The 19,213-nt window shown below is 64.8% G+C and carries 15 protein-coding genes; 4 read left to right on the top strand and 11 right to left on the bottom strand.

Translation table 11 applies throughout. From position 1 onward, the window contains the following. Positions 1-106: 106 nt before the first annotated feature. The 5 genes from Q1L50_RS03020 to Q1L50_RS03040 all read right to left on the bottom strand — a co-directional run bounded on the left by Q1L50_RS03020 (position 107) and on the right by Q1L50_RS03040 (position 6,971). Positions 107-442: a hypothetical protein gene (locus Q1L50_RS03020; RefSeq protein WP_300335805.1), complete on the bottom strand. Its 336-nt coding sequence runs from the start codon at positions 440-442 to the stop codon at positions 107-109. Then, positions 442-1,350 carry a peptidylprolyl isomerase gene (locus Q1L50_RS03025; RefSeq protein WP_300335806.1) on the bottom strand — a complete coding sequence of 303 codons (909 nt, stop codon included), beginning with the start codon at positions 1,348-1,350 and terminating at the stop codon, positions 442-444. The genes Q1L50_RS03020 and Q1L50_RS03025 overlap by 1 nt, the downstream gene beginning before the upstream one ends. Continuing rightward, positions 1,341-1,556, bottom strand: a complete 216-nt coding sequence (locus Q1L50_RS03030; RefSeq protein WP_300335807.1) for a hypothetical protein — start codon at positions 1,554-1,556, stop codon at positions 1,341-1,343. Before Q1L50_RS03030 ends, Q1L50_RS03025 begins: the two co-directional genes overlap by 10 nt. A 70-nt stretch (positions 1,557-1,626) precedes the next feature. Further along, positions 1,627-4,221, bottom strand: coding sequence for a DUF3604 domain-containing protein (locus tag Q1L50_RS03035; RefSeq protein WP_366145206.1), 2,595 nt, complete (start codon positions 4,219-4,221; stop codon positions 1,627-1,629). A 236-nt stretch (positions 4,222-4,457) separates the two neighbouring features. Then, positions 4,458-6,971: an arylsulfatase gene (locus tag Q1L50_RS03040; RefSeq protein WP_300335809.1), complete on the bottom strand. Its 2,514-nt coding sequence runs from the start codon at positions 6,969-6,971 to the stop codon at positions 4,458-4,460. 153 nt (positions 6,972-7,124) lie between these two features. Here Q1L50_RS03040 and Q1L50_RS03045 point away from each other — a divergent pair, with 153 nt between their 5' ends. Further along, entirely contained in the window at positions 7,125-8,225 is a 1,101-nt protein-coding gene (locus tag Q1L50_RS03045; RefSeq protein ID WP_300335810.1) for an AraC family transcriptional regulator, read from the top strand. 328 nt (positions 8,226-8,553) lie between these two features. Here the strand turns inward: Q1L50_RS03045 and Q1L50_RS03050 are convergent, their stop codons facing one another. Genes Q1L50_RS03050 through hyfB form a run of 6 tightly spaced genes read right to left on the bottom strand, consistent with a single transcriptional unit; the run spans position 8,554 to position 15,757 of the window. Then, positions 8,554-9,096: a formate hydrogenlyase gene (locus Q1L50_RS03050; protein WP_300335812.1), complete on the bottom strand. Its 543-nt coding sequence runs from the start codon at positions 9,094-9,096 to the stop codon at positions 8,554-8,556. Next, positions 9,096-10,658 carry an NADH-quinone oxidoreductase subunit C gene (locus tag Q1L50_RS03055; RefSeq protein WP_300335814.1) on the bottom strand — a complete coding sequence of 521 codons (1,563 nt, stop codon included), beginning with the start codon at positions 10,656-10,658 and terminating at the stop codon, positions 9,096-9,098. The genes Q1L50_RS03050 and Q1L50_RS03055 overlap by 1 nt, the downstream gene beginning before the upstream one ends. A gap of 4 nt (positions 10,659-10,662) precedes the next feature. Next, complete coding sequence (locus Q1L50_RS03060) at positions 10,663-12,120, bottom strand: hydrogenase 4 subunit F (protein ID WP_300335827.1); 1,458 nt, start codon at positions 12,118-12,120, stop codon at positions 10,663-10,665. 1 nt (position 12,121) lies between these two features. Beyond that, complete coding sequence (locus Q1L50_RS03065) at positions 12,122-12,781, bottom strand: formate hydrogenlyase (RefSeq protein ID WP_300335816.1); 660 nt, start codon at positions 12,779-12,781, stop codon at positions 12,122-12,124. 1 nt (position 12,782) lies between these two features. Next, the gene (locus Q1L50_RS03070) at positions 12,783-13,730 is read right to left on the bottom strand and encodes an NADH-quinone oxidoreductase subunit H (protein WP_300335818.1); all 948 of its coding nucleotides are present in this window, start codon (positions 13,728-13,730) and stop codon (positions 12,783-12,785) included. Next, the gene (hyfB, locus tag Q1L50_RS03075) at positions 13,727-15,757 is read right to left on the bottom strand and encodes a hydrogenase 4 subunit B (protein WP_300335820.1); all 2,031 of its coding nucleotides are present in this window, start codon (positions 15,755-15,757) and stop codon (positions 13,727-13,729) included. The genes Q1L50_RS03070 and hyfB overlap by 4 nt, the downstream gene beginning before the upstream one ends. Positions 15,758-16,013: 256 nt before the next feature. Here hyfB and Q1L50_RS03080 point away from each other — a divergent pair, with 256 nt between their 5' ends. From Q1L50_RS03080 to Q1L50_RS03090, 3 genes are all read left to right on the top strand, one after another. After that, positions 16,014-16,220: a CopG family transcriptional regulator gene (locus Q1L50_RS03080; protein WP_300335821.1), complete on the top strand. Its 207-nt coding sequence runs from the start codon at positions 16,014-16,016 to the stop codon at positions 16,218-16,220. A 566-nt stretch (positions 16,221-16,786) separates the two neighbouring features. Further along, positions 16,787-18,070, top strand: a complete 1,284-nt coding sequence (locus tag Q1L50_RS03085) for an aminotransferase class I/II-fold pyridoxal phosphate-dependent enzyme (RefSeq protein WP_300335822.1) — start codon at positions 16,787-16,789, stop codon at positions 18,068-18,070. A 100-nt stretch (positions 18,071-18,170) separates the two neighbouring features. After that, entirely contained in the window at positions 18,171-19,094 is a 924-nt protein-coding gene (locus tag Q1L50_RS03090; protein WP_300335823.1) for a diguanylate cyclase, read from the top strand. Positions 19,095-19,213 lie beyond the last annotated feature (119 nt).

Below are 19,213 nucleotides of genomic sequence, written 5' to 3' on the forward strand. Positions count from 1 at the left end.
GCCGCGCTCCTCGAGGAACTCACCCTGCAAGATTTCCCGCATCCGGAAACCGGGGCAAGAATGACCTTCGCCCTCGTCTAAAGTGCCAACCGGGTTTCCTCCGAGATCAGGAAATCTGAAATTGCAGGCCCTTGATCTCGACCCGTTCGCCAGCGAGCCCATTCGGTCCGGCGTCGATCCAGCGGCGCTCGACGAGGGAGTCGGTAAGCTCCTGGATCACGGGTGCCTTGAGGTCCTTCACCCCTTCGGGCAGGCCAAGCACCAGGGGCAAGCGCCTGCCCGCCAGCACCGGCGTGCGGAACAGCAACGCGTAGTGGCCGGGGGCCGTCTCCCTGATCTCCAGGTACGCCGGCCGCGACTCATGCGCCTGTGCCGCAGGCAGTCCGGCGAGCAGGACCAGAAGTGCCGCGACGACGTATCTGGCGAGGCCGACCACACCCATCACTTCGCCGCTTCGCCCGATGGCGCGGGCAGCAGCACCGTGTAGTTTGCGCGCATCCCCTTGTACGCCTTCTCCCAGGCAAGCGCCTTCTGCTCGCCGAACCACGCGGTCCTGACGTCGGACTCGACCTCCTCGAATGGCGGTATGCGCCCGGCAACCACGGTGTCTACGAACACCAGATGCCAGCCGAAGCCGGACTCGACGGGCCCCTGCCACGCGCCGGGCGGAAGCTTGGCCACCGCCAGCGCGAAGATCGGTCCGAATTCCTTGCCGAGATAGTCGGGCGCGCGATCACGGTAGTAGTCCTGGAACATGAACGGGTCGGCGAGCGAGTTGGCGATCTTGGCGTCGACCGGCTGGCCGGCCAGCTTTGCCAGCGCGTGCGCGGCATCGGCCCGAGCATGGGCGCCCCGGCGGTCGGGCGAGAAGTACAAATGCCGGAAGCTCAGCCGGGGCGGCTGCGCGAATCTGGCGCTGTGCTGGTCGAACCAGCTCCTGAGATCGGCCGTCGTCGGCTCGCGCGCGGCAGCCACGTCCTCGGCCAGGAACTGCATCTTCTGCGCCATGCGGCGCTTGACGATCTCGTCGTCCTTGTCGAGGCCCATCGCGAGCGCCTCGCGGTAGAGAATTTCCTGCTGGACCTTGTTCTCGACCATGCGCTCGAGTTCCTGCGGCGTCGGCGGGCGGCGCCACTGCGACTGGTAGAGCTGCGCGAGATGGGTGATCTCGTCGAGCGACAGCCGGATCTCCTTTGACGGCGCGGTCGCCAGGCGTTCGGACTGCGTCAGGCTGAAGACGCCGAACAGAACCGCTCCGAGCAGCAGGAACTGCAGCAGTGGCTCGCGCAGCCAGCGCACGACGACGCCGGCCGCGACACGCCGCGGTTGCGCCTCGTCGGCTACAGACACTTCGTTCGCCCGCTGCCCCAGCGCGCCGCCATCGTCCCGCAGACCAGCATCCGGGTCAGCGCGATACCGCCAAATCGGCTGACCACTTCGGCGAATCCCGCGACGGCCACACCGCAGAGCGGACTGACCACGATTGGCGGAGAAGCCACGCGGATGACCCCGGTGGCCGCTTCCGCTGCCGCAGCCCGCTTGAACACTGCCGTCATCGACGCTGCCCCACCGTCGCACCGCACGCGGGCAGGATCCGCCCCGACTCACTGTCCAGTATCGTCATCGCTACTTGTGCACGTCGGAGAACATTGCCGACGCTTGCGATTTAACTTTTTGCAGCGCCGTTTCGGTTGCCTCCTCGATGATCCGTCGCCGCATCTGCTCGCGCATGGTCTGGAATTTCTGCTGTTGCTCGGGATTGAGCAGCGGCGAGATCTTCTCGTCGAAGGAGACGCCGAGCCTGCGCACCGCCTCCACCTTCTTCAGGCCGCTGAGAGAGGCGTTCTTCTTCAGTTCGCCCAACTGCTGCAACTCCTGCTTCAGCACTGGGACGATCTGCTTCTTCTGCCCTTCCGTCAGCCCCAGTTCGATCGAGAACTGGCTGGAGAGCGCAGTCAGCGGGTTCGCGGCGACCTGCGGTGCCGGAATGATCTCGTAGTTGGCGTAGCCGAACTCGTTGCTGCGCGCGGCGTAGTAGGCGGCGCCTTCCCTGTAGAAGGTGAACGAGTACGGCGCCTGCGACACCGGGATGACAACCTTGCCCCCCTCGATCCGGTAGGCGGAGGTCGTCCCCCTGTAGCCGTCGCGCACGACGTTGCCAAAGGCGCTCGGCATGGTCGCGTTCGTGCCGACGCGGAGGACGATCGTCTGACCCTCGGTCGTGAAGCTCTGGAAGAACTGGTCTCCGGTCACGTTGTTGCGCAGCCAGAAGGCCTTGCCGACGATCAGCGCCTTGAGCTGCGCATCATTCAGCGCGTTGCCCCCTTTTTTCTTCAGCTCGCTGACGGTCATGCCTGCCGGAGCGTTCTTGCGCGCCGCGGCCGACGGCGCATACCAGATCGGCGAGCTCCAGGCGCGCTCCTGGCCCGTCAGCGGCACGATGTCGGGCGGCGGCAGCCCCGCCTTGACGGCCTGGATGAGGGTCCAGCGCGGCGTGGGGATCTCCAGCACGCGCGCATAGTAGAAGGCATGCTGGCTGGCGTCGAACTCGGGATCGGTCCACACCGTCTTCAGTTCGGTCGAGCCGACGCTGTTGGCGTAGGTAGCCTTTTCGAGGTCCACCGTGCTCTGGATGGCCGGCACGCGGCCGGACCACTTGTCGGGCTTGCGGTCGCCGGACCACGCGACGTCATAGACCTTCTCGAAGCTCTGGCCGTTCTGCGTCCAGCCCTTGACGATCTGGATCCGGTCGAGATTGCCGGACGTCGGATCCTTCACTGCCCAGACGACGAACTTCGGGGCCGTGCCCTTGCCGCCCGCGGGTAGCGGCGGCAGGTCCGCGCCCATCGGCACGCCGCCCGCGTAGGACTGCTTCACCCAGTCGCCGGCGTTGACGATGTCATTGCCGTAGTCCCAGCCGCCGAAGAAGCGCACCTTGATGCGCGGACCGCTGACGCCGAAGGTCTCCTTGCGGTGCATCGCGTCCCACAGCGAAGCGCGGGCGTTCTCCTCGGCCCACACGCCGGTCAGCCCGCCGGGGTTTTCCAGGCGCACGTCCATGGTGCCGCCGATCAGCACGCCGGCAAAGCGCCGCTCGACCGTCCCGTCCGCGTCGGCGTGCAGGCCGAAGAAGTTGTCCTGGCGGTAGGAGCTGGCGCTGTTGTGCGAGTCGGAGCCGCCGGCCATGCCGAACCTGTACGGGTTGTAGCCGCGCTGGTCCTGCATCGCCAGGCCGTCCTTCAACGCCTGGCGCGCGTAGCTGCCCGTGATGCGGTCGATGCGGCCGACGTCGTCCGGCAGGCCGAGGATGGTCTGGTACATCTCGTAGCTCGCGAAATCGTCATTGGGCGACAGCAGGGGATGCGTCTCCGACTGGCCCTTGCCCTGCTTGATCTCGATCAGGCGCTCGTTGCGGTCGCGCGCCGCCGCCCAGGCGGCGTCGATCGGCCGCCCGGTGGTATTGTCGATGTCGACCGGGTACATCCAGCCGTCGCTCACGTTGGCGTTGTGCGAGATCGCGAGCAGCTCGTTGCCGGCCTTCCGCTGCGCGTCCATCCATTTCCACAGCTCCGTGGGGAGCTTCGAGTCGAGCGCGCTGAAGGGATAGTCCGGCACCTTGCCGCAGTCACGGAAGAAGACGTTGCGATGCAGGTTGCGCTGGTCCGGCATGGAGGTCCACTCGTACGCGCAGAACGCAGTGAACTTGCCGGGTTGATTGGCTTCGTCGGCAATCTTGACGTTTTCCTTCCACACGGTGGAAGTGACCTTCGGCGACATGAGCGACTTCACCGGCGCGCTTCCGGCCAGCTTGAGCAGATACGAGAAGACCGCGTTCTGCTCGGCCGAACTGTTCGGATCCTTCATGATCATCGGCTGCGCGGCAGGCAAAGTGCTCACGTAGGATCCCGGGGTGTTGGCCTGCCTGGTGACGCCGACATACTCCGAGTGATCGGTCACGCCCATGAAGTCGAGCGGCGTGTCGATCTTGATGTCGAAGCCCAGCGGGTGTTTGATGGTCTCGCCCTTCGCGTACTTGTAGGCATCGGCCGGGCCGGTGATGCGGTTGCCCATCACCCAGGCGTCGACCGACCAGCTGGTGTGCAGGTGCGTCTCGCCGAAGTAGGCGTTCCGCTCGGGGTTCCGCTGTTGCGCGAACGCCGGCGCGAATGCCAGCGCGGCTGCCAGCGCAAGGGCGACCCGGGTGTATTCGGGTTTGCTCACATTCATTTCTGTCCCCTTCATCAGGAAATGGAACCCACGGCTCACGGTTTACCGCGAAGTCGGCAGGGATTCCGTGCCATCAGCCGGCGAGCGTCCTTCTCGCGCGGGCCATTCATCTCGGCTCGCCCCGCCCCCGAACCAGCCGCTCCCAGCCCTCGTTCCTCGGCAGAACGAGAAGAGCGCAGACCGGCGTGCTGCACTTGGACGGTCTGCGCCCCTGGCCGGCGACCGCCACCTTAGTCGCTCTTCGCCTTCTCGATCATTGCCGCCTGGAGCTTCTTGATGTCCTCGGGTGACAACTGCGGCCGGTCGACCTTGACCGTCAGCTTGTCGAGCTTGGCGGTCAACGGGAACGGCGGCTTGTAGTCGGCGTCGTTCACGCCGGTCAGCGTGTCGGAGCCGATGTCGAAGCTCTCGTCCCACTGCAGGATCATCGGCAGCGTATGGTCCATCGTGATCGTCTGCACCGCCTTGCCGTCGACCTTCAGCGTGCCCGTGCCGGGCCGGCCGAGGCCGCTCATGTTGTTGAAGGCGAGCGTGCCGACGCCCAGGCCGTCGTACTTGAAGTCGAACTCAAGCGTGTGCTTGCCGGGAGTGAGAGCCTCGGGACCCTCCCACTTGATCCGCTTCAGGTCGACCAGGTTCCACAGGAACACCGGCTTGCCCTTGAGCAGATAGAAGCCGTAACCCGCAAAGCGTCCGCCCGAGGTCAGGATCATCCCTTCGGCGCCACCCTGCGGTACGTCGATGTCGGCGGTGATGGTGTAGGACGAGTTGAGCAGGAACGGCGAATCGCCTTGCGGCAGGCCCACCATCGGCCGGGTGTAGACGAACTCGGTGCGCCCGGCGGTGATGTTCGGACGCGGCGCGACGATGCGCGCGGCGACCGACGCATCCAGCGGCAGGACCTGGTACTTCTTGGCTTCGGCAAGGAACTTCGCGCGCATTTCCTTCACTTTCTGCGGGTGTTTCGCGGCGATGTCGTCGGCCTGGCTGAAGTCCCTGGAGAGGTCATAAAGCTGGAAGACCTGATTGTTCAGCGGATCCGGGTTGGCCGCTCCGAAGGCCTGCCAGGGCGCACGGTTGACCTTGGTGCTGAGCAGCCAGCCGTCGTCGTACAGCGCCCACTGGCCCATCATCTCGAAGTACTGCGTCTTGTGGTGTGATGGGACCTTGGCGTTCTTCGCATCGAAGGTGTAGAGGAAGCTGGTGCCCTCGATCGGCGCCTGCTTGATGCCGTCGACCACCTCCGGCGGACGGATGCCCGAAGCCTCGAGGATCGTCGGCACGACGTCGATGACGTGGATGAACTGTTCGCGCAGTGCCCCCTTGTCCTTGATCCGCGCCGGCCACGACACCACCATGTTCTGGTTGATGCCGCCGAGCCGCGAGGCGTTCTGCTTGAACCAGTCGAACGGCGTGTCGAAGGCCCACGACCAGCCGGCCGACATGTGGTTGTAGGTCTGCTCGGTGCCCCAGACGTCGTACCACTTCATCTGCACGTCGACCGGGAGCTCGCTCAGGCCGTTGAAGAACGCCACCTCGTTGGGCGTGCCCAGCGGACCGCCCTCGGCGCTGGTGCCGTTGTCGCCGTTGATGTAGATGATCAGCGTGTTGTCGAGCTTGCCCAGGTCCTCGAAGGACTGGATCACCCGACCGATCTCGTAGTCGTTGTAGGCCGCATAGGCGGCGAAAATCTCGACCTGGCGGATGAACAGCTTCTTCTCCTCGGCGCTGAGTTCATCCCACGGCTTCAGGACCTCGCTGGGCCAGGGGGTCAGCTTCGAATCCCCGGCGATCACGCCGAGCTTCTTCTGGTTCTCGAAGATGCGCTGGCGCAGCTTCTCGTAGCCGTCGTCGAAAAGGTGCATCGCCCTGATCTTGTCCACCCACTCCTTGGTCGGGTGGTGTGGCGCGTGCGTGGCACCCGGTGCGTACTTGATGAAGATCGGCTTGGAGGGGTCGGTCTGGTGAATCCGCGTCATCCAGTCGATGGCCTCGTCGGCCATGCCGGTAATCAGGTTCCAGCCCGGCTTGCCTTCGAACGGATAGATCTGCGTCGTGTTGCGGAACAGGTTCGGCTGCCACTGGTTGGCGTCGCCGCCGACGAAACCGTAGAAGTACTCGAAGCCCATGCCGGTAGGCCACTGATCGAAGGGCCCGACCTGGCTGGCGGCAAATGCCGGCGTATTGTGGTCCTTGCCGAACCATGACGTGGAGTAGCCGTTGTCGAGCAGGATGCGGCCGATCGTCGCCTTGTCCTTGCCGATGATGCTGTTGTAGCCGGGGAAACCGGTCGACTGCTCGGAGATCACGCCGAAGCCCGCCGAGTGGTGGTTGCGGCCGGTGATCAGCGCAGCGCGGGTCGGCGAGCACAGCGCGGTCGAGAAGACCCGGTTGTAGCGCAGCCCTTCGTTGGCGATGCGGTCCATGGTCGGCGTCGGAATGACGCCGCCGAAAGTGCTGGGAACGCCGAAGCCGGCGTCGTCGGTGATGATCAGCAGGACGTTGGGGGCGCCTTTCGGCGGCACGATACGCGGCGCCCACCAGGGTTTCGACTGCAAGGCGTCGTCCTTGATCACGCCGCCGAACTTCGGATCGGGCGACGGCAACTGCTTGCCGCTGATGCTGGTAGTGGCGCTGGCCGAACCCAGAGCGCCGGTGACCTGCTGCGCCGACGCCGGGCCGGCCAGCGACACGACAGCCAAGAAAAGGCATAGTGCATTGGTGATGCCGCGAATCTGGTGCATGGTTTCCTCCTGCGTGTCGGGACAGTCGGGACTATAACAAGGCTGGCCCTCGGCGGGCCTTGCAATTCCGGACATTTTGATCAGAATTGCTGCTTCAACCAAGGTGGCCAAGGCCTCGACCAGCGGATGCCCTCGGAAAACAAGAACGCGCCGATGAAACCCCTGCCCGCCTCGCGGCAGCCACCTTCGCCGACGATGAGCGCGCCCGGCGAAGTCCGGATCGGGCCAGTGATGGCGATTCCGGCCGTCCTCAGCGACTTGGGCGCCAGCCCGCAGCGGGCGTTTGCGCGAGCCGGCGTCGACCTGCGGCTATTCGACGATCCCGACCGCCGTATCCGGGTCGACGATCTCGGATCGCTGTTGGAAACCTGCGTCGCGCTCACCGGCCGCGAACATTTCGGACTGCTGGTCGGCCAGCGCTTCGGTCTGAACAACCTCGGCCCGCTCGGCTGCCTGATGCGCAATTCTGCCACCGTCGGCGAGGCCGTTCGCAGCCTGCTGCGGCATCTCCACCTGCACGACCGCGGTGCGGCGCCGGTGCTGCTCGCTCCCGACCGGTCGTGCGTCATGCTCGGGTATTCGGTCTACTGCCACGGCACGTCGGCGCTCGCCCAGATCCAGGATGCGGCGGTCGCTATTGGCTACACCATCCTGGCTGAGCTATGCGGGCCCGCCTGGAAAGCACTGCGCGTACAGTTTTCGCACGGTCCACCGGAAAGCAGCGCAGCGTATCAACAGGTGTTCCGCGCAAACGTCAGCTTCGATGCGGAGGTTTCGGGGCTGGTATTCGCTTCTTCCTGGCTCGAAAGGGCGGTAGACGATGCCGACGAGACGCTCCACGGAATCGTCGCCGAGGCGATTCGCAAGGCTGAGGCCAATGCTCCGACGGGCTTCGCTGAGCAAGTGGAACGTGTTCTGCCGCAAATGGTGCTGACCGGCATGACGTCCAGCGAGGCGGTCGCCAGGCTGTTCGCGGTCCACGAGCGGACCCTGCGGCGGCGCCTGGACGCCGATGGACAAAATCTGCGGCGGCTGGTCAGCCAGGCGCGCTTCGAGCTTGCCAAGCAGCTTCTCGATAACACGCGCCTTGGCGTGTCGGCGATCGCCGCGGCCCTGAAATATGACGACCCCAATGCTTTCTCGCGGGCGTTCAGGAACTGGGCAAAGGTCAGTCCCACGGAATGGCGGGCCTGGCAGCTGGCAGCTGGAAGACGTTTCGACCCTGGCAACACTGCCGGTCGAGCACCGGAATAGCTTGAACCAGGCGTGCGCGGGCGACGGCATGGCGCTGACTTGATCCCGGGCGGTACCGCACGCAGAGCGGTTTGCCGCTGTCGTTCCAGCACGAGCGCTCGGCGCTCCCACCAACCGTTGCTGATCGGCGTGTTGCGGGGCGGGGGAACGGGCTACAGCCATTCTGGCCGTTGACGCAGGAGACGGACAAGTGCCGGCCTTCGTGATGGCAGACGATTCGCCACCGCTTGCCGGGGACCGCGTCAAACCGTCAGCTTCCAGCCCCTCCATGCCACGTGCTGGGAACAACCGATTGTGGGGCGACGGATCGCCGTCCTGAGGACCCGCCTCAGTCAGCAATGCGGCTCTTCGACGAAGGCGCGCGGCAGCGTCGCACGGCCGTCAGGATCCCGCGCAGAATCTCGAACGGAGGCGGCGGGCAGCCGGGCACCGCGAGATCGACCGGGATGACATTGGCGACACGCCCGCAGCTCGCGTAGCTCTCGCCGAAGATGCCGCCGTCACAACCACAATCGCCGACCGCAACCACCAGCTTGGGATCCGGAGTGGCATCGTAGGTGCGGCGCAGGGCCAGCGCCATGTGTCGTGAAACGGGCCCGGTGACCAGCAGCATGTCGGCGTGGCGTGGGCTGGCGACGAACCGGATGCCCAGGCCTTCAATGTTGTAGCAGGGGTTGTTGAGGGCGTTGATTTCCAGTTCGCAGCCGTTGCACGAACCGGCATCGACCTGGCGGATGCTCAACGCCTGGCCAAGAATGTCAAGGAGTTCGTGCTGAATGCGCTCAGCTTCGACGCGCAGCTCATCACTGAACTCGGGTGGCGCTTCGCTGCGGATGCCGTTTTTCGCGATCTGTTTGAGAATGCGCCACATCAGAGGTCGTGTCCCGAATAGCTGAGGTTGAAGGATTTGTTGATCAGCGGGAAATCGGGAACGATGTTCCCCATGATCGCGTGTTCGAGGACCGGCCAGTTCTGCCACGACGGATCGTGGCAGTGACAGCGGCGGATGCAGTTGGCGCCTTGCTCGCCGTCCCATTCGAGGGCGACGAAGATCTCGCCGCGCCAGCCTTCGACCCAGCCAGCGCCAAGGGCGACCTTGGTCGGCAGCCGCAGTTCGCTGCGCGTCCGGCCGTCGGGGAGCCGGGAAAGGAGCACGCGAATCAGCCGCAGTGATTCGCGCAGCTCGTCAAAACGCACGCTGACGCGGGCGGCGACATCGCCGTCTCCCCGCGTCGCGAGTCTTACGTCCAGCTGGTCATAGGGAGCCCAGGGCCGGTCGCAGCGCAGGTCGGCGGCTTGGCCGCTGGCGCGACCCGCGAGGCCGGTTAGCCCTAGTCGAGCGGCGAGGTCCGGCGATACCCGACCGGTGGTGAGAAAGCGGTCCTGCAGGCCGGGATGCTCGTCGTACACCTGCTGCAGCTCCTGCACTTGGCGCTCGATCAGCTCGCACTGGCCGGATAGCCGCGCGGCCATCGCCTGGTCGACATCCGTCGCCACGCCACCCGGAACGACAAGGTCCATCATCAGGCGGTGACCGAAAGCGTGGTGCGAAAGGCGAAGCCAGTCTTCCCTGAGCGTGGAGAACTGGGCCAGCCCGAAGGCGAATGCCGCATCGTTGCCGAGCGCGCCGAGGTCGCCGAGGTGGTTGGCCACCCGCTCGCGTTCGAGCAGCAGCGCGCGCAGCCACGTGGCGCGCTCGCCAATCCGGCAGCCCGCCAGCGACTCCAGCGCCATGCAGTAAGCCCACGCGTAAGCCACCGTCGAATCACCCGAAATCCGGCCGGCCAGCCGATGCGCCTGGAACGGCGGCAACTCGGTAAAACGCTTTTCGATTCCCTTGTGGGTGTAGCCCAGGCGTTGTTCAAGACGCTGCACCTTCTCGCCGACGACCGAAAAGCGAAAGTGTCCCGGTTCGATGATCCCCGCATGCACCGGCCCGACCGGGATCTCGTGTACCCCATCGCCATCGACGCGAACGAAGGGATAGTCGGTGACCTCGCGCGGCGCGGCGGCAGATCTCGGCGCTCCATCCCGGCGCAGCGGCAGGTAATCGTCAGGCCAGGCGCCGTGGTTCAGCCACGGCCGTCGATCGCTTGCGCCCTCGGCCGCGACGCCGACCAGATCGGCCGCCGCCCGCTGCATGCGGCCGGCGCAGGGGAAAAACGGCATCAGGTCGGGATAGGTCGCAGCCCGCCCGGCAAGTGGCAAATCGAGCCACAGCAGGCCGTCACGAACGACATAGGCCGCCGAGATCGCGAGACCACCCGACGCGCCCTGCGTGCGATCGGACGCCCACAGGGCAAGCAGCCGCCCGCCAGTCTCGGCCACCGTCCGGGCGACCACCAGCCAGGTCTCGGCGCGCACCGTTGCACGCCAGATCGGCAGCGGTGCCGGCAGGCGTTCGCAATCGAGGCTGAACCCGGAAATCCGCATCGCCTCATCCCCCGATCATCGCCGCTGCCTGACGATACCAGTCGTTCAGGTACGGCGGGATATACAAGCCCAGCATCAGGCCCAGGCCAAGGTGCGCGAACACCGGCAGCAGCGCCGGCGTGTGGCCCAGGGTCTTCCTGAGCGAGGTTTCGCCGAAAACCATCGGCTGGACCCGGCTGAAGACGGCGGCGAACGCCACGCCGAGCGCCAGCAGCAGGAATGGCGTGGCCCACGCGTGGTCGCGCATGGCTGTCGTAAGAATCAGGAATTCGCTGGCGAAGACGCCGAAAGGTGGCATCCCGAGAATGGCCAGCGAGCCGAGCATCATCCCCCAGGCGAGCCGCGGACTGACCTTGATCAGACCGCGGATGTCGGCCATGTTCTGTGTTCCGGCCTTCTGCGTGGCATGCCCGACGGCAAAGAAGATGGCCGACTTGATCAGCGAATGCACCGTCATGTGCAGCAGGCCGGCATAGTTGGCGATCGCGCCGCCCATCCCGAAGGCGAAGGTGATCAGCCCCATGTGCTCGATCGACGAATAGGCAAACATGCGCTTGACGTCCTTCTGCCGAGACAGAAAGAACGCCGCCACGACCACCGACAGCAGACCGAAGCCCATCATCAGCTCGCCGGCGAGCTGGTTGCCCAGCGCCCCGTCGGTGAGCACCTTGCAGCGCAGCAGGGCATAGACCGCGACGTTCAACAGCAGGCCCGAGAGGACGGCCGAAACCGGCGTTGGTCCCTCGGCGTGCGCATCCGGCAGCCAGTTGTGCATCGGCACCAGGCCGACCTTGGTGCCGTAGCCGATGAACAGGAAGGCGAAAGCCAGGGTAATGATGGATGGATCGAGCTGGGTCTTGACCGCGTCGAGATTGGTCCACAACAATGCTCCAGCCTCGGTGCCGATCACCTTTTCCGCGGCCATGTACAGCAGTACCGTACCGAATAGAGCCTGGGCGATGCCGACGCCGCAGAGGATGAAGTATTTCCACGCCGCTTCGAGACTCGCTGCGGTGCGGTACACGCTGACCAGCAGCACGGTGGTCAGCGTCGCTGCCTCCATCGCCACCCACAGGATGCCCATGTTGTTGGTGGTCAGCGCCAGCAGCATCGTGAAACTGAACAACTGGTACATGCTGTGGTAGAGGCGCTGCCGCCGCGGCGTCATCTTGCCGTGATCATGCTCGATGCGCATGTAAGGGCGCGAGAAGATGGCCGTGGTCAGGCCAACAAAGCTGGTCAGGGTGACCAGAAAGACGTTCAGCGGGTCAATGAAGAACTCGTGCCTCCAGACGAACAGCGGCCCACCCGAGATAACCTCCACGGTCAGCATGCAGGTGGCGATGAAAGTCGCGAGGCTGAAGGCGACGTTGATCTCGCGCGCGCCATCGCGCTGCCCGGTAAACGCCAGCACCAGGCTGCCAAGCAGGGGGATGCCGAGGACGTAGAACAGCGTTTCCAGGTCAGTCCTCCTTGAGCTTTTCGAGGTGGCTGATGTCGAGGCTGTCGAACTGCTCGCGAATCTGGAACATGAAGACGCCGAGAATCAGAATGCCGACCAGCACGTCGAGAGCGATGCCGAGTTCGACGACCATCGGCATGCCGTAGGTGGCCGAAGTGGCGGCGAAGAACAGGCCATTCTCCATCGACAGGAAGCCGATCACCTGCGGCACGGCCTTGGCACGGGTAATCATCATCAGGAACGAGAGCAGCACGCAGGCAAGCGCTATGCCGAGCGTGCCGCGGGCGATACTGGCCGACAGTCTGGAGATCGGCAGCGCCAGATCGAAGGCGAAGATGACGAGCGCGATGCCGATGATCATCGTCGTCGGAATGTTGATCAGCGTTTCGATATCCCAGCGCACGTTGAGGCGGTTGATGACGCGGTACAGCAGCAAGGGGATCACGATGACCTTGAGCAGCAGAGTGATGCCCGCCGACAGGTAGAGGTGCGGCTGATCGGTCGCGTAGCCGACCACCAGAGTCGCCGCAACCAGCGTCGCGCCCTGCGCGGTGAACAGGTGAATCAGCGACAGAATCCGCCGTTGGGAGATCATCGCGAAGGCCAGAATGAGCAGCGTTGACGCCAGCAGATTGATCAGTTGGGCGACGAACTCGCTCATCTCACGGCCGCACGAGGATGTGGACGAGCATGCCGATCACCGCCAGCATGAACGCGGTGGCGAGAAATTCAGGGACGCGAAAGATGCGCATCTTGGCGCTGAGCGTTTCGAGCAGCGCCAGCAGAGCGCCACCGATGGCCAGCTTGAGGACCAGCGCCGGCATCGCCAGCAGCAGCGCCAGCGGCGCCTGCGCCTCGGCGACGCCCCATGGGAAGAACAACGCCAGCCCGATGCACGAGTAGGCGAAGAGCTTCAGGCTGGCAGCCCATTCGAGCAGCGCCAGATGACGGCCCGAATACTCCAGGATCAAGGCCTCGTGGATCATCGTCAGTTCGAGATGCGTCGCCGGGTTGTCCACCGGCACGCGGGCGTTTTCGGCCAGCGACACCATGGTGAAAGCGACGCCAGCGAAAGCCAGACTCGGATAGATCGCCAGCTCGCGATGGGCCAGCGTTTCGACGATGGTGGTCAAGGACGTGGACTGCGAGATCAGCGAAGCCGAGAACAGCACCATCAGCAGCGCTGGTTCGGCAAGGAAACCGATCAGCATTTCACGACGGGCACCAAGGGTACCGAAGGAGGTGCCCACATCCATCGCCGCCAGCGAAATGAAGACCCGCGCCAGGCCCAGCAGCCCAACCAGGGCGATCGCGTCCGCCGCCGGCGACAAGGGTAGTTCGGTCGACAGCGTCGGGATGATCCCGCAGGCCAGCGCCATGCAGCCGAAGACGATGTACGGTGCGCCGCGGAACAGCGGCGACGCATGCTCGGCAAGCACCGACTCCTTGTTGAACAGTTTATGCAGCAAGCGGTACGGCTGCAGCAAGCTGGGCGCCGACCTGTTCTGCAGCCAGGCGCGCCATTGATTGACCCAGCCGCCGAGCAAGGGCGCCAACAACAGCGCCAGGACGATCTCCAGCAGTTGCGAGAAGACGCCGAGCCAGGTCATAGCTCGACCAGCAGCAGCACGGCGATCAGGGTGACGAAGCTGTACAGCAGGTAGACCGCGATCCGCCCCTGCTGCAAGAGACCGATCAGCCGCGCCAGACGCTCGACGGCGGCGGTCACCGGCAGGTAGAGCCAGTGCCAGAAGTGGTCGGTAACGCTGACGCGGTAGCGCGGCGCGGCATCGAAAGCCGTTGGCAGTTCGCGCTCCCAACGGAAAAAGGGCTCGAAGATCTGCCGGATCGGTTGTCCGAAACCTTCGGCGGTATCCTGCATGCGCGCGTTCTGCCAGGGGAAGCCACAATCCCAGGGTGCCGAGCGCCGCAAGCGGCCGTGGTAGAAGATGCGCACCAGCAGAAAGGCGAACGCAAAGCTTGCCGCGACGCCGAGCAGGAAAATCGCCGGCCCGTAACTCGCGCGCTCGATCGCCACCGGGGCGAGCAGCCAGCCGCTCGTCCCGACCGTCTCGGCAAGACCAGCGCCCACCAGCAGCTGCGTCACCGGATCGATGAGGGAGATGAACTGAATCGGGAACATCCCCAGCGCGATACAGCCGGCGACCAGCCACGCCATGCCGACGCGCTCCCAGCGTCCGGCATCATGCGCCTGCGCCAGTTTCTCCTCGCGCGGCTGGCCGAGGAAGATGACCCCGAAGAACTTGACCATGGTATATCCCGCGAGCGCTGCGACCAGCGCGATCAGGGCGGCGACCACGGGGATCAGCATATTGAGGAATGAACTCGGCAAGTCCGGCGAGAACAGGAAGCTCTGCAGCAGCAGCCACTCCGAGACAAAGCCACCAAAGGGTGGCAAGCCGGCGCTGGCGAGAACAGCGATCAGCATCGCCCAGGCCACCCAGGGCATGTAACGGATCAAACCTCCGAGCTTGCCGAGGTTGCGTTCGAGAGTGGCGTGCAGGACCGCACCGGTGCCAACAAAGAGCAGCCCCTTGAAGAAAGCATGACTGGCCACGTGGTAGAGCACCGCGGTCAACGCCAATGCCGCCATCACCGGCATGCCCTGGGTGGAGAACAACACCGCCAGGCCGATGCCGGTGAACAGCAAACCGATATTCTCGATTGATGAATAGGCCAGCAGGCGTTTCATATCGACCTGCACCGCGGCGAAGACGACACCGAACAGCGCGGTCGCCAGGCCGAACGCCAGCAGCACCAGGCTCCACCACCATACTGGCGTACCCAGCAGATCGAAAACGACCCGCAGCAAACCGTAGATGGCGGTCTTCAACATGACCCCGCTCATCAGCGCGGAGACAGGCGACGGCGCCGCCGGATGTGCCTCGGGAAGCCAGACATGCAGCGGGACGATCCCCGCCTTGGCGCCGAAGCCGAACAGCGCCAGCAGGAAAGCGATCGACGCCCGGTTGGGCAAGATCTCCTGCGAGCGCATGTTGGCAAACGTGTAGTCGCCGGTATCCGCCTGCAGGATACCGAAGCACAACAGGATGCCGAGAGCGCCGACATGCGCGATCAGCAGGTAGAGGTAGCCTGCTCGCTGGATCTCGACGATGCGGTGGTTGGCGGTGACCAGGAAGAAAGACGACAGGGCCATCGTCTCCCACATCACCATGAACGCGTAGGCGTCGTCAGCGAGAACGACAAGGACCATGCTCGCCAGGAAGACGTGGTACTCGAGCGCCAACAAGCCGGGCGGCGTGCCTTCTCCCTTGCGGAAGTAGCCGGCCGCGAACGCCGACACACCGGCCGCAACGCCGCCGATGATCATCAGGAAGAACGCCGACAGGCTATCCAGGCGAAGATGGAAGGGCAGACTTGGCAGCCCGATCGGCAGCACCGCGACCTCGGGCGAGCTTACCGCCGCGTTCATCGCAACGCCGAACAGCAGTAGTCCGCAAGCGCCACCGGCCGGAAACAGAACTCTGGCGACCAGCGCCAGCCGGCGCAGCGCAAACACCCCGGCCAGTCCGATCAGCAGCCAGGCGGCGATCACCGCGAGGATCCAGTCCAGATGCAGCCACTGCCCCGGGTCAAGAGACAGGGGGGCAGTCATCACACGCGACCGACGTCGGACGGCTTCAGGCAATGCATCGCAAGCCCTGCGGCCGGACGTCGCGGAGAAGCAGCGGGTCTCCCGGAAGATGCGGCACGGAAATCGTCGCAAGAAGCCGGCGGCAGATTGGGGTGTTCGGACGTGGGCAAGCTCACCTGTCTCGACTGGCATTGTTTCTGTGTGTTAATCAGCACCCTATTGTATTCGCCTCTGGTATGCTTGTAATTCTAATTTATTTATCACTTGATGTGATTCGATGGAAAATCGTACGGCACGCCTGACCATTCTCATCGACCCCCGAAAGAAGCAGATCTTCGACGAAATCTGCGCGAGCCAGGATCTGACGCCTTCTCAGGTGGTCAGGAGGCTGATTCGTGAGTACATCATCGAACACGCTGACGGGAGGGAGTTGCCGGAGTGGCTCAAGCGGCCGCCAGCAAGCGACGGCGGCGGAGCAGGCTAAGCGGGACCTTGTCTCGCTGCTCCGGTTCGCCACGAGGCAGGCGAGATCCGTCGCGTTCGCTGCCCGGCGCGCTCGCCCGCAGCGCTGAACTTGAGCGTGAGCGCGTGACGTCCGCTGCCTACCCCGGCCATGCCAGGATTGGCAAGAAAACGATGTTCGTCGATGCCGCTTTGGCGGCACCGACGAACATCGCGCCAAGGGCAAGAGCAATCATTCCCGCCCTGCGCAGCGCGACACCCTGCTCCGCCCTCCTCCTTTGCTGTTGACCGCCACCCGATCGAACACGCAGTTCACCCCGGTGGCCAACGGCCATCCCGATCGCTTCTTGGTGGCAACGGCGCGAAATGGGTGGCCGGCACGGTTCAAGCAACTTTCATACCGCTGAGCCAAGCGTCTGCTTTATTGGCTATTCATTTTTTGGCGAAGAGACCACTGTAAGATTTGCCGACAGTGTGCGGTGGCCGCCGTGCTGGCGAGCGGGCGCCTCCAGCTCCGACGGCGGCAATCGCTGGTGCTAAGATGCTGGCCAGTCGAAACACCGCGCCAACCACTCAGGGAGAAACCGCATGAAGCTCGAAACCCTCGCCGTCCACGCCGGCTACAGCCCCGAACCGACGACCAAGGCGGTCGCCGTGCCGATCTACCAGACTACCTCGTACTCGTTCGACAGCACGCAGCACGGCGCCGACCTGTTCGATCTCAAGGTGGCCGGCAACATCTACACGCGGATCATGAACCCGACGCAGGACGTGCTGGAAAAACGTGTCGCCGCCCTCGAAGGCGGCATTGCCGGGCTCGCCGTCGCCTCCGGGCAGGCGGCGATCACCTACGCCATCCAGACGATTGCCGAAGCGGGCGACAACATCGTCTCGGCGTCGACGCTCTATGGCGGCACCTACAACCTCTTTGCGCACACCTTGCCGCAATACGGGCTCGAGGTCCGCTTCGCCGATTATGCCGATCCGGCCAGCTTCGAGAAGCTGATCGACGGCAAGACCAAGGCGCTCTATTGCGAATCGGTCGGCAACCCGCTGGGCAACGTCACCGACTTCGAGCAACTCGCCGAAATCGCGCATCGGCACGGCATCCCGCTGATCGTCGACAACACCGTCCCGTCCCCCTACCTGTGCCGTCCTTTCGAGCATGGCGCCGACATCGTCGTGCACTCGCTGACCAAGTACATCGGTGGCCACGGCAACTCGATCGGCGGCATGATCGTCGATAGTGGACGTTTTCAGTGGGCAGAGCACAAGGAACGTTTCAAGCGACTCAACGAGCCCGACGTTTCCTACCACGGGGTGATCTACACCGAAGCGCTCGGCCCGGCGGCCTTCATCGGGCGCGCGCGCGTGGTGCCGCTACGCAACATGGGCGCGGCGATCTCGCCGTTCAACGCCTTCCTGATCCTGCAGGGGCTGGAAACCCTGCCGCTGCGCATGGACCGCATCTGTGCCAACACCGAGAAGGTCGCCGCCTACCTGCAGGGACACGCCAAGGTCAGCTGGGTGAACTATGCCGGGCTGGCCGATCACCCGGACCACGCGCTGGTGCAGAAGTACATGCAGGGCAAGGCTTCCGGCATTCTCACCTTCGGCGTCAAGGGCACCGACTGCGGCGGCGCGGAAGCGGGCGGCCGCTTCCAGGATGCGCTGCAGTTGTTCACCCGGCTGGTCAACATCGGCGACAGCAAGTCGCTGGCCTGCCACCCGGCATCGACGACGCACCGCCAGCTGGGCGCGGCGGAACTGGCCAAGGCCGGCGTCTCCGAGGAAATGATTCGCCTGTCGATCGGCATCGAGCATATCGACGACCTGATCGCCGATCTCGAGCAGGCTCTGGCCGCCGCCTGACGGGGCTTTGAGGAGTGGCCAGGCGCCGCGCGATATCGCGGCGCCTGGAGAAATTCTGGCGTAGGATGCAAGGATCGTCCTGCAAGTACGCCGTCCGTCGATGACCGATAGTCCAGACCATCTGCCACTCGTCAATCTCTGTGCCGACGACGATGAAATCGGGCGTTATGCCGAGCTGCTCGATAGCCTCAGCATCGGCTTGCTGGTCTTTGCCACCGACGGCTCCTTGCAGCGGCGCAATACGCAGGCCGCCGCACTGCTCGGCGACACGCCGGCCAGCTGGGAAGACGAGAACGGTCAGCCTCTGGCCGCCGCCGACCGCCTCGAAATGCAGGTGCTGCAGACCGGGCAGGCGATTCGTCAGCGGGCCATCGGAATCCGCAGCGGGGGCTCCAGACCCGCCGCCGGGCCACCGACCTGGTGTACCGCGAGCGCCTTCCCGGTCTTCGCCGCCGACGGCAGCCTGCGGCAGGTTCTGCTGACGCTGGCTGATCTCAGCCGGCACAACTGGCTGGCCAGCGAAACCCGGCAGCTGCCGACGCACGACCCGCTGACCGGCGTCTTCACCGAGCGCTATATCTCGCTCCTGCTCGACGACGAGGGGCGCCGAGCGCGGCGCTACGGGACGCCGTTCGCCCTCGCGTTGATTGCCATCGACCAGTTCCAGGGCCTCTGCGCAGCGCACGGCGCAGCAGTCGGGGAGCGCATACTGAGCGGCCTCGGCCGGCTGCTCGCCAAGAGCCTGCGCGAATTCGACATGGTTGGCCGTTTCGGCAGCGACCAATTCCTGCTGATTCTGCCCAACGTGCGCGTCAACGACGCGATCATCGGCCTTGAACGTTTGCGCGAACTGATCGACAGCAGTCATGCCAACGACCCGCAGGGGCCGCTGACGATCAGCGGCGGGGTAAGCGAATTCACTGGCGAGGAAACGGCGGCGCTGATCGAACGTGTCCGTTCGCTGCTCGCCGCCGCCCGTGACTCCGGCTGCAACCGGCTGTGCGTCAACCTGGACTTCTTCTAGAGTGTGTTGACATTCAAGCGACGCCGGAATGCTCAGCGCCCCCCTCGGTCCATCGAACGAGCGCGGCATCGAGGCCAAGGGTGACCGCTATCAGTCGATTGCCTACGAACTTTCGCGCA

Source organism: Accumulibacter sp., assembly GCF_029255145.1.
In the GTDB taxonomy this organism is placed as follows: domain Bacteria; phylum Pseudomonadota; class Gammaproteobacteria; order Burkholderiales; family Rhodocyclaceae; genus Accumulibacter.

Bases quoted from the DNA above. Each gene is read 5' to 3' on its own strand.
- Q1L50_RS03040 (WP_300335809.1), bottom strand. From the start codon at position 6,971: ATGCACCAGATTCGCGGCATCACCAATGCACTATGCCTTTTCTTGGCT.
- Q1L50_RS03085 (WP_300335822.1), top strand. From the start codon at position 16,787: ATGAAGCTCGAAACCCTCGCCGTCCACGCCGGCTACAGCCCCGAACCG.
- Q1L50_RS03065 (WP_300335816.1), bottom strand. From the start codon at position 12,781: ATGAGCGAGTTCGTCGCCCAACTGATCAATCTGCTGGCGTCAACGCTG.
- Q1L50_RS03050 (WP_300335812.1), bottom strand. From the start codon at position 9,096: ATGTGGCGCATTCTCAAACAGATCGCGAAAAACGGCATCCGCAGCGAA.
- Q1L50_RS03045 (WP_300335810.1), top strand. From the start codon at position 7,125: ATGAAACCCCTGCCCGCCTCGCGGCAGCCACCTTCGCCGACGATGAGC.
- hyfB (WP_300335820.1), bottom strand. From the start codon at position 15,757: ATGACTGCCCCCCTGTCTCTTGACCCGGGGCAGTGGCTGCATCTGGAC.
- Q1L50_RS03020 (WP_300335805.1), bottom strand. From the start codon at position 442: ATGGGTGTGGTCGGCCTCGCCAGATACGTCGTCGCGGCACTTCTGGTC.
- Q1L50_RS03070 (WP_300335818.1), bottom strand. From the start codon at position 13,730: ATGACCTGGCTCGGCGTCTTCTCGCAACTGCTGGAGATCGTCCTGGCG.
- Q1L50_RS03090 (WP_300335823.1), top strand. From the start codon at position 18,171: ATGACCGATAGTCCAGACCATCTGCCACTCGTCAATCTCTGTGCCGAC.
- Q1L50_RS03030 (WP_300335807.1), bottom strand. From the start codon at position 1,556: ATGACGGCAGTGTTCAAGCGGGCTGCGGCAGCGGAAGCGGCCACCGGG.
- Q1L50_RS03080 (WP_300335821.1), top strand. From the start codon at position 16,014: ATGGAAAATCGTACGGCACGCCTGACCATTCTCATCGACCCCCGAAAG.
- Q1L50_RS03055 (WP_300335814.1), bottom strand. From the start codon at position 10,658: ATGCGGATTTCCGGGTTCAGCCTCGATTGCGAACGCCTGCCGGCACCG.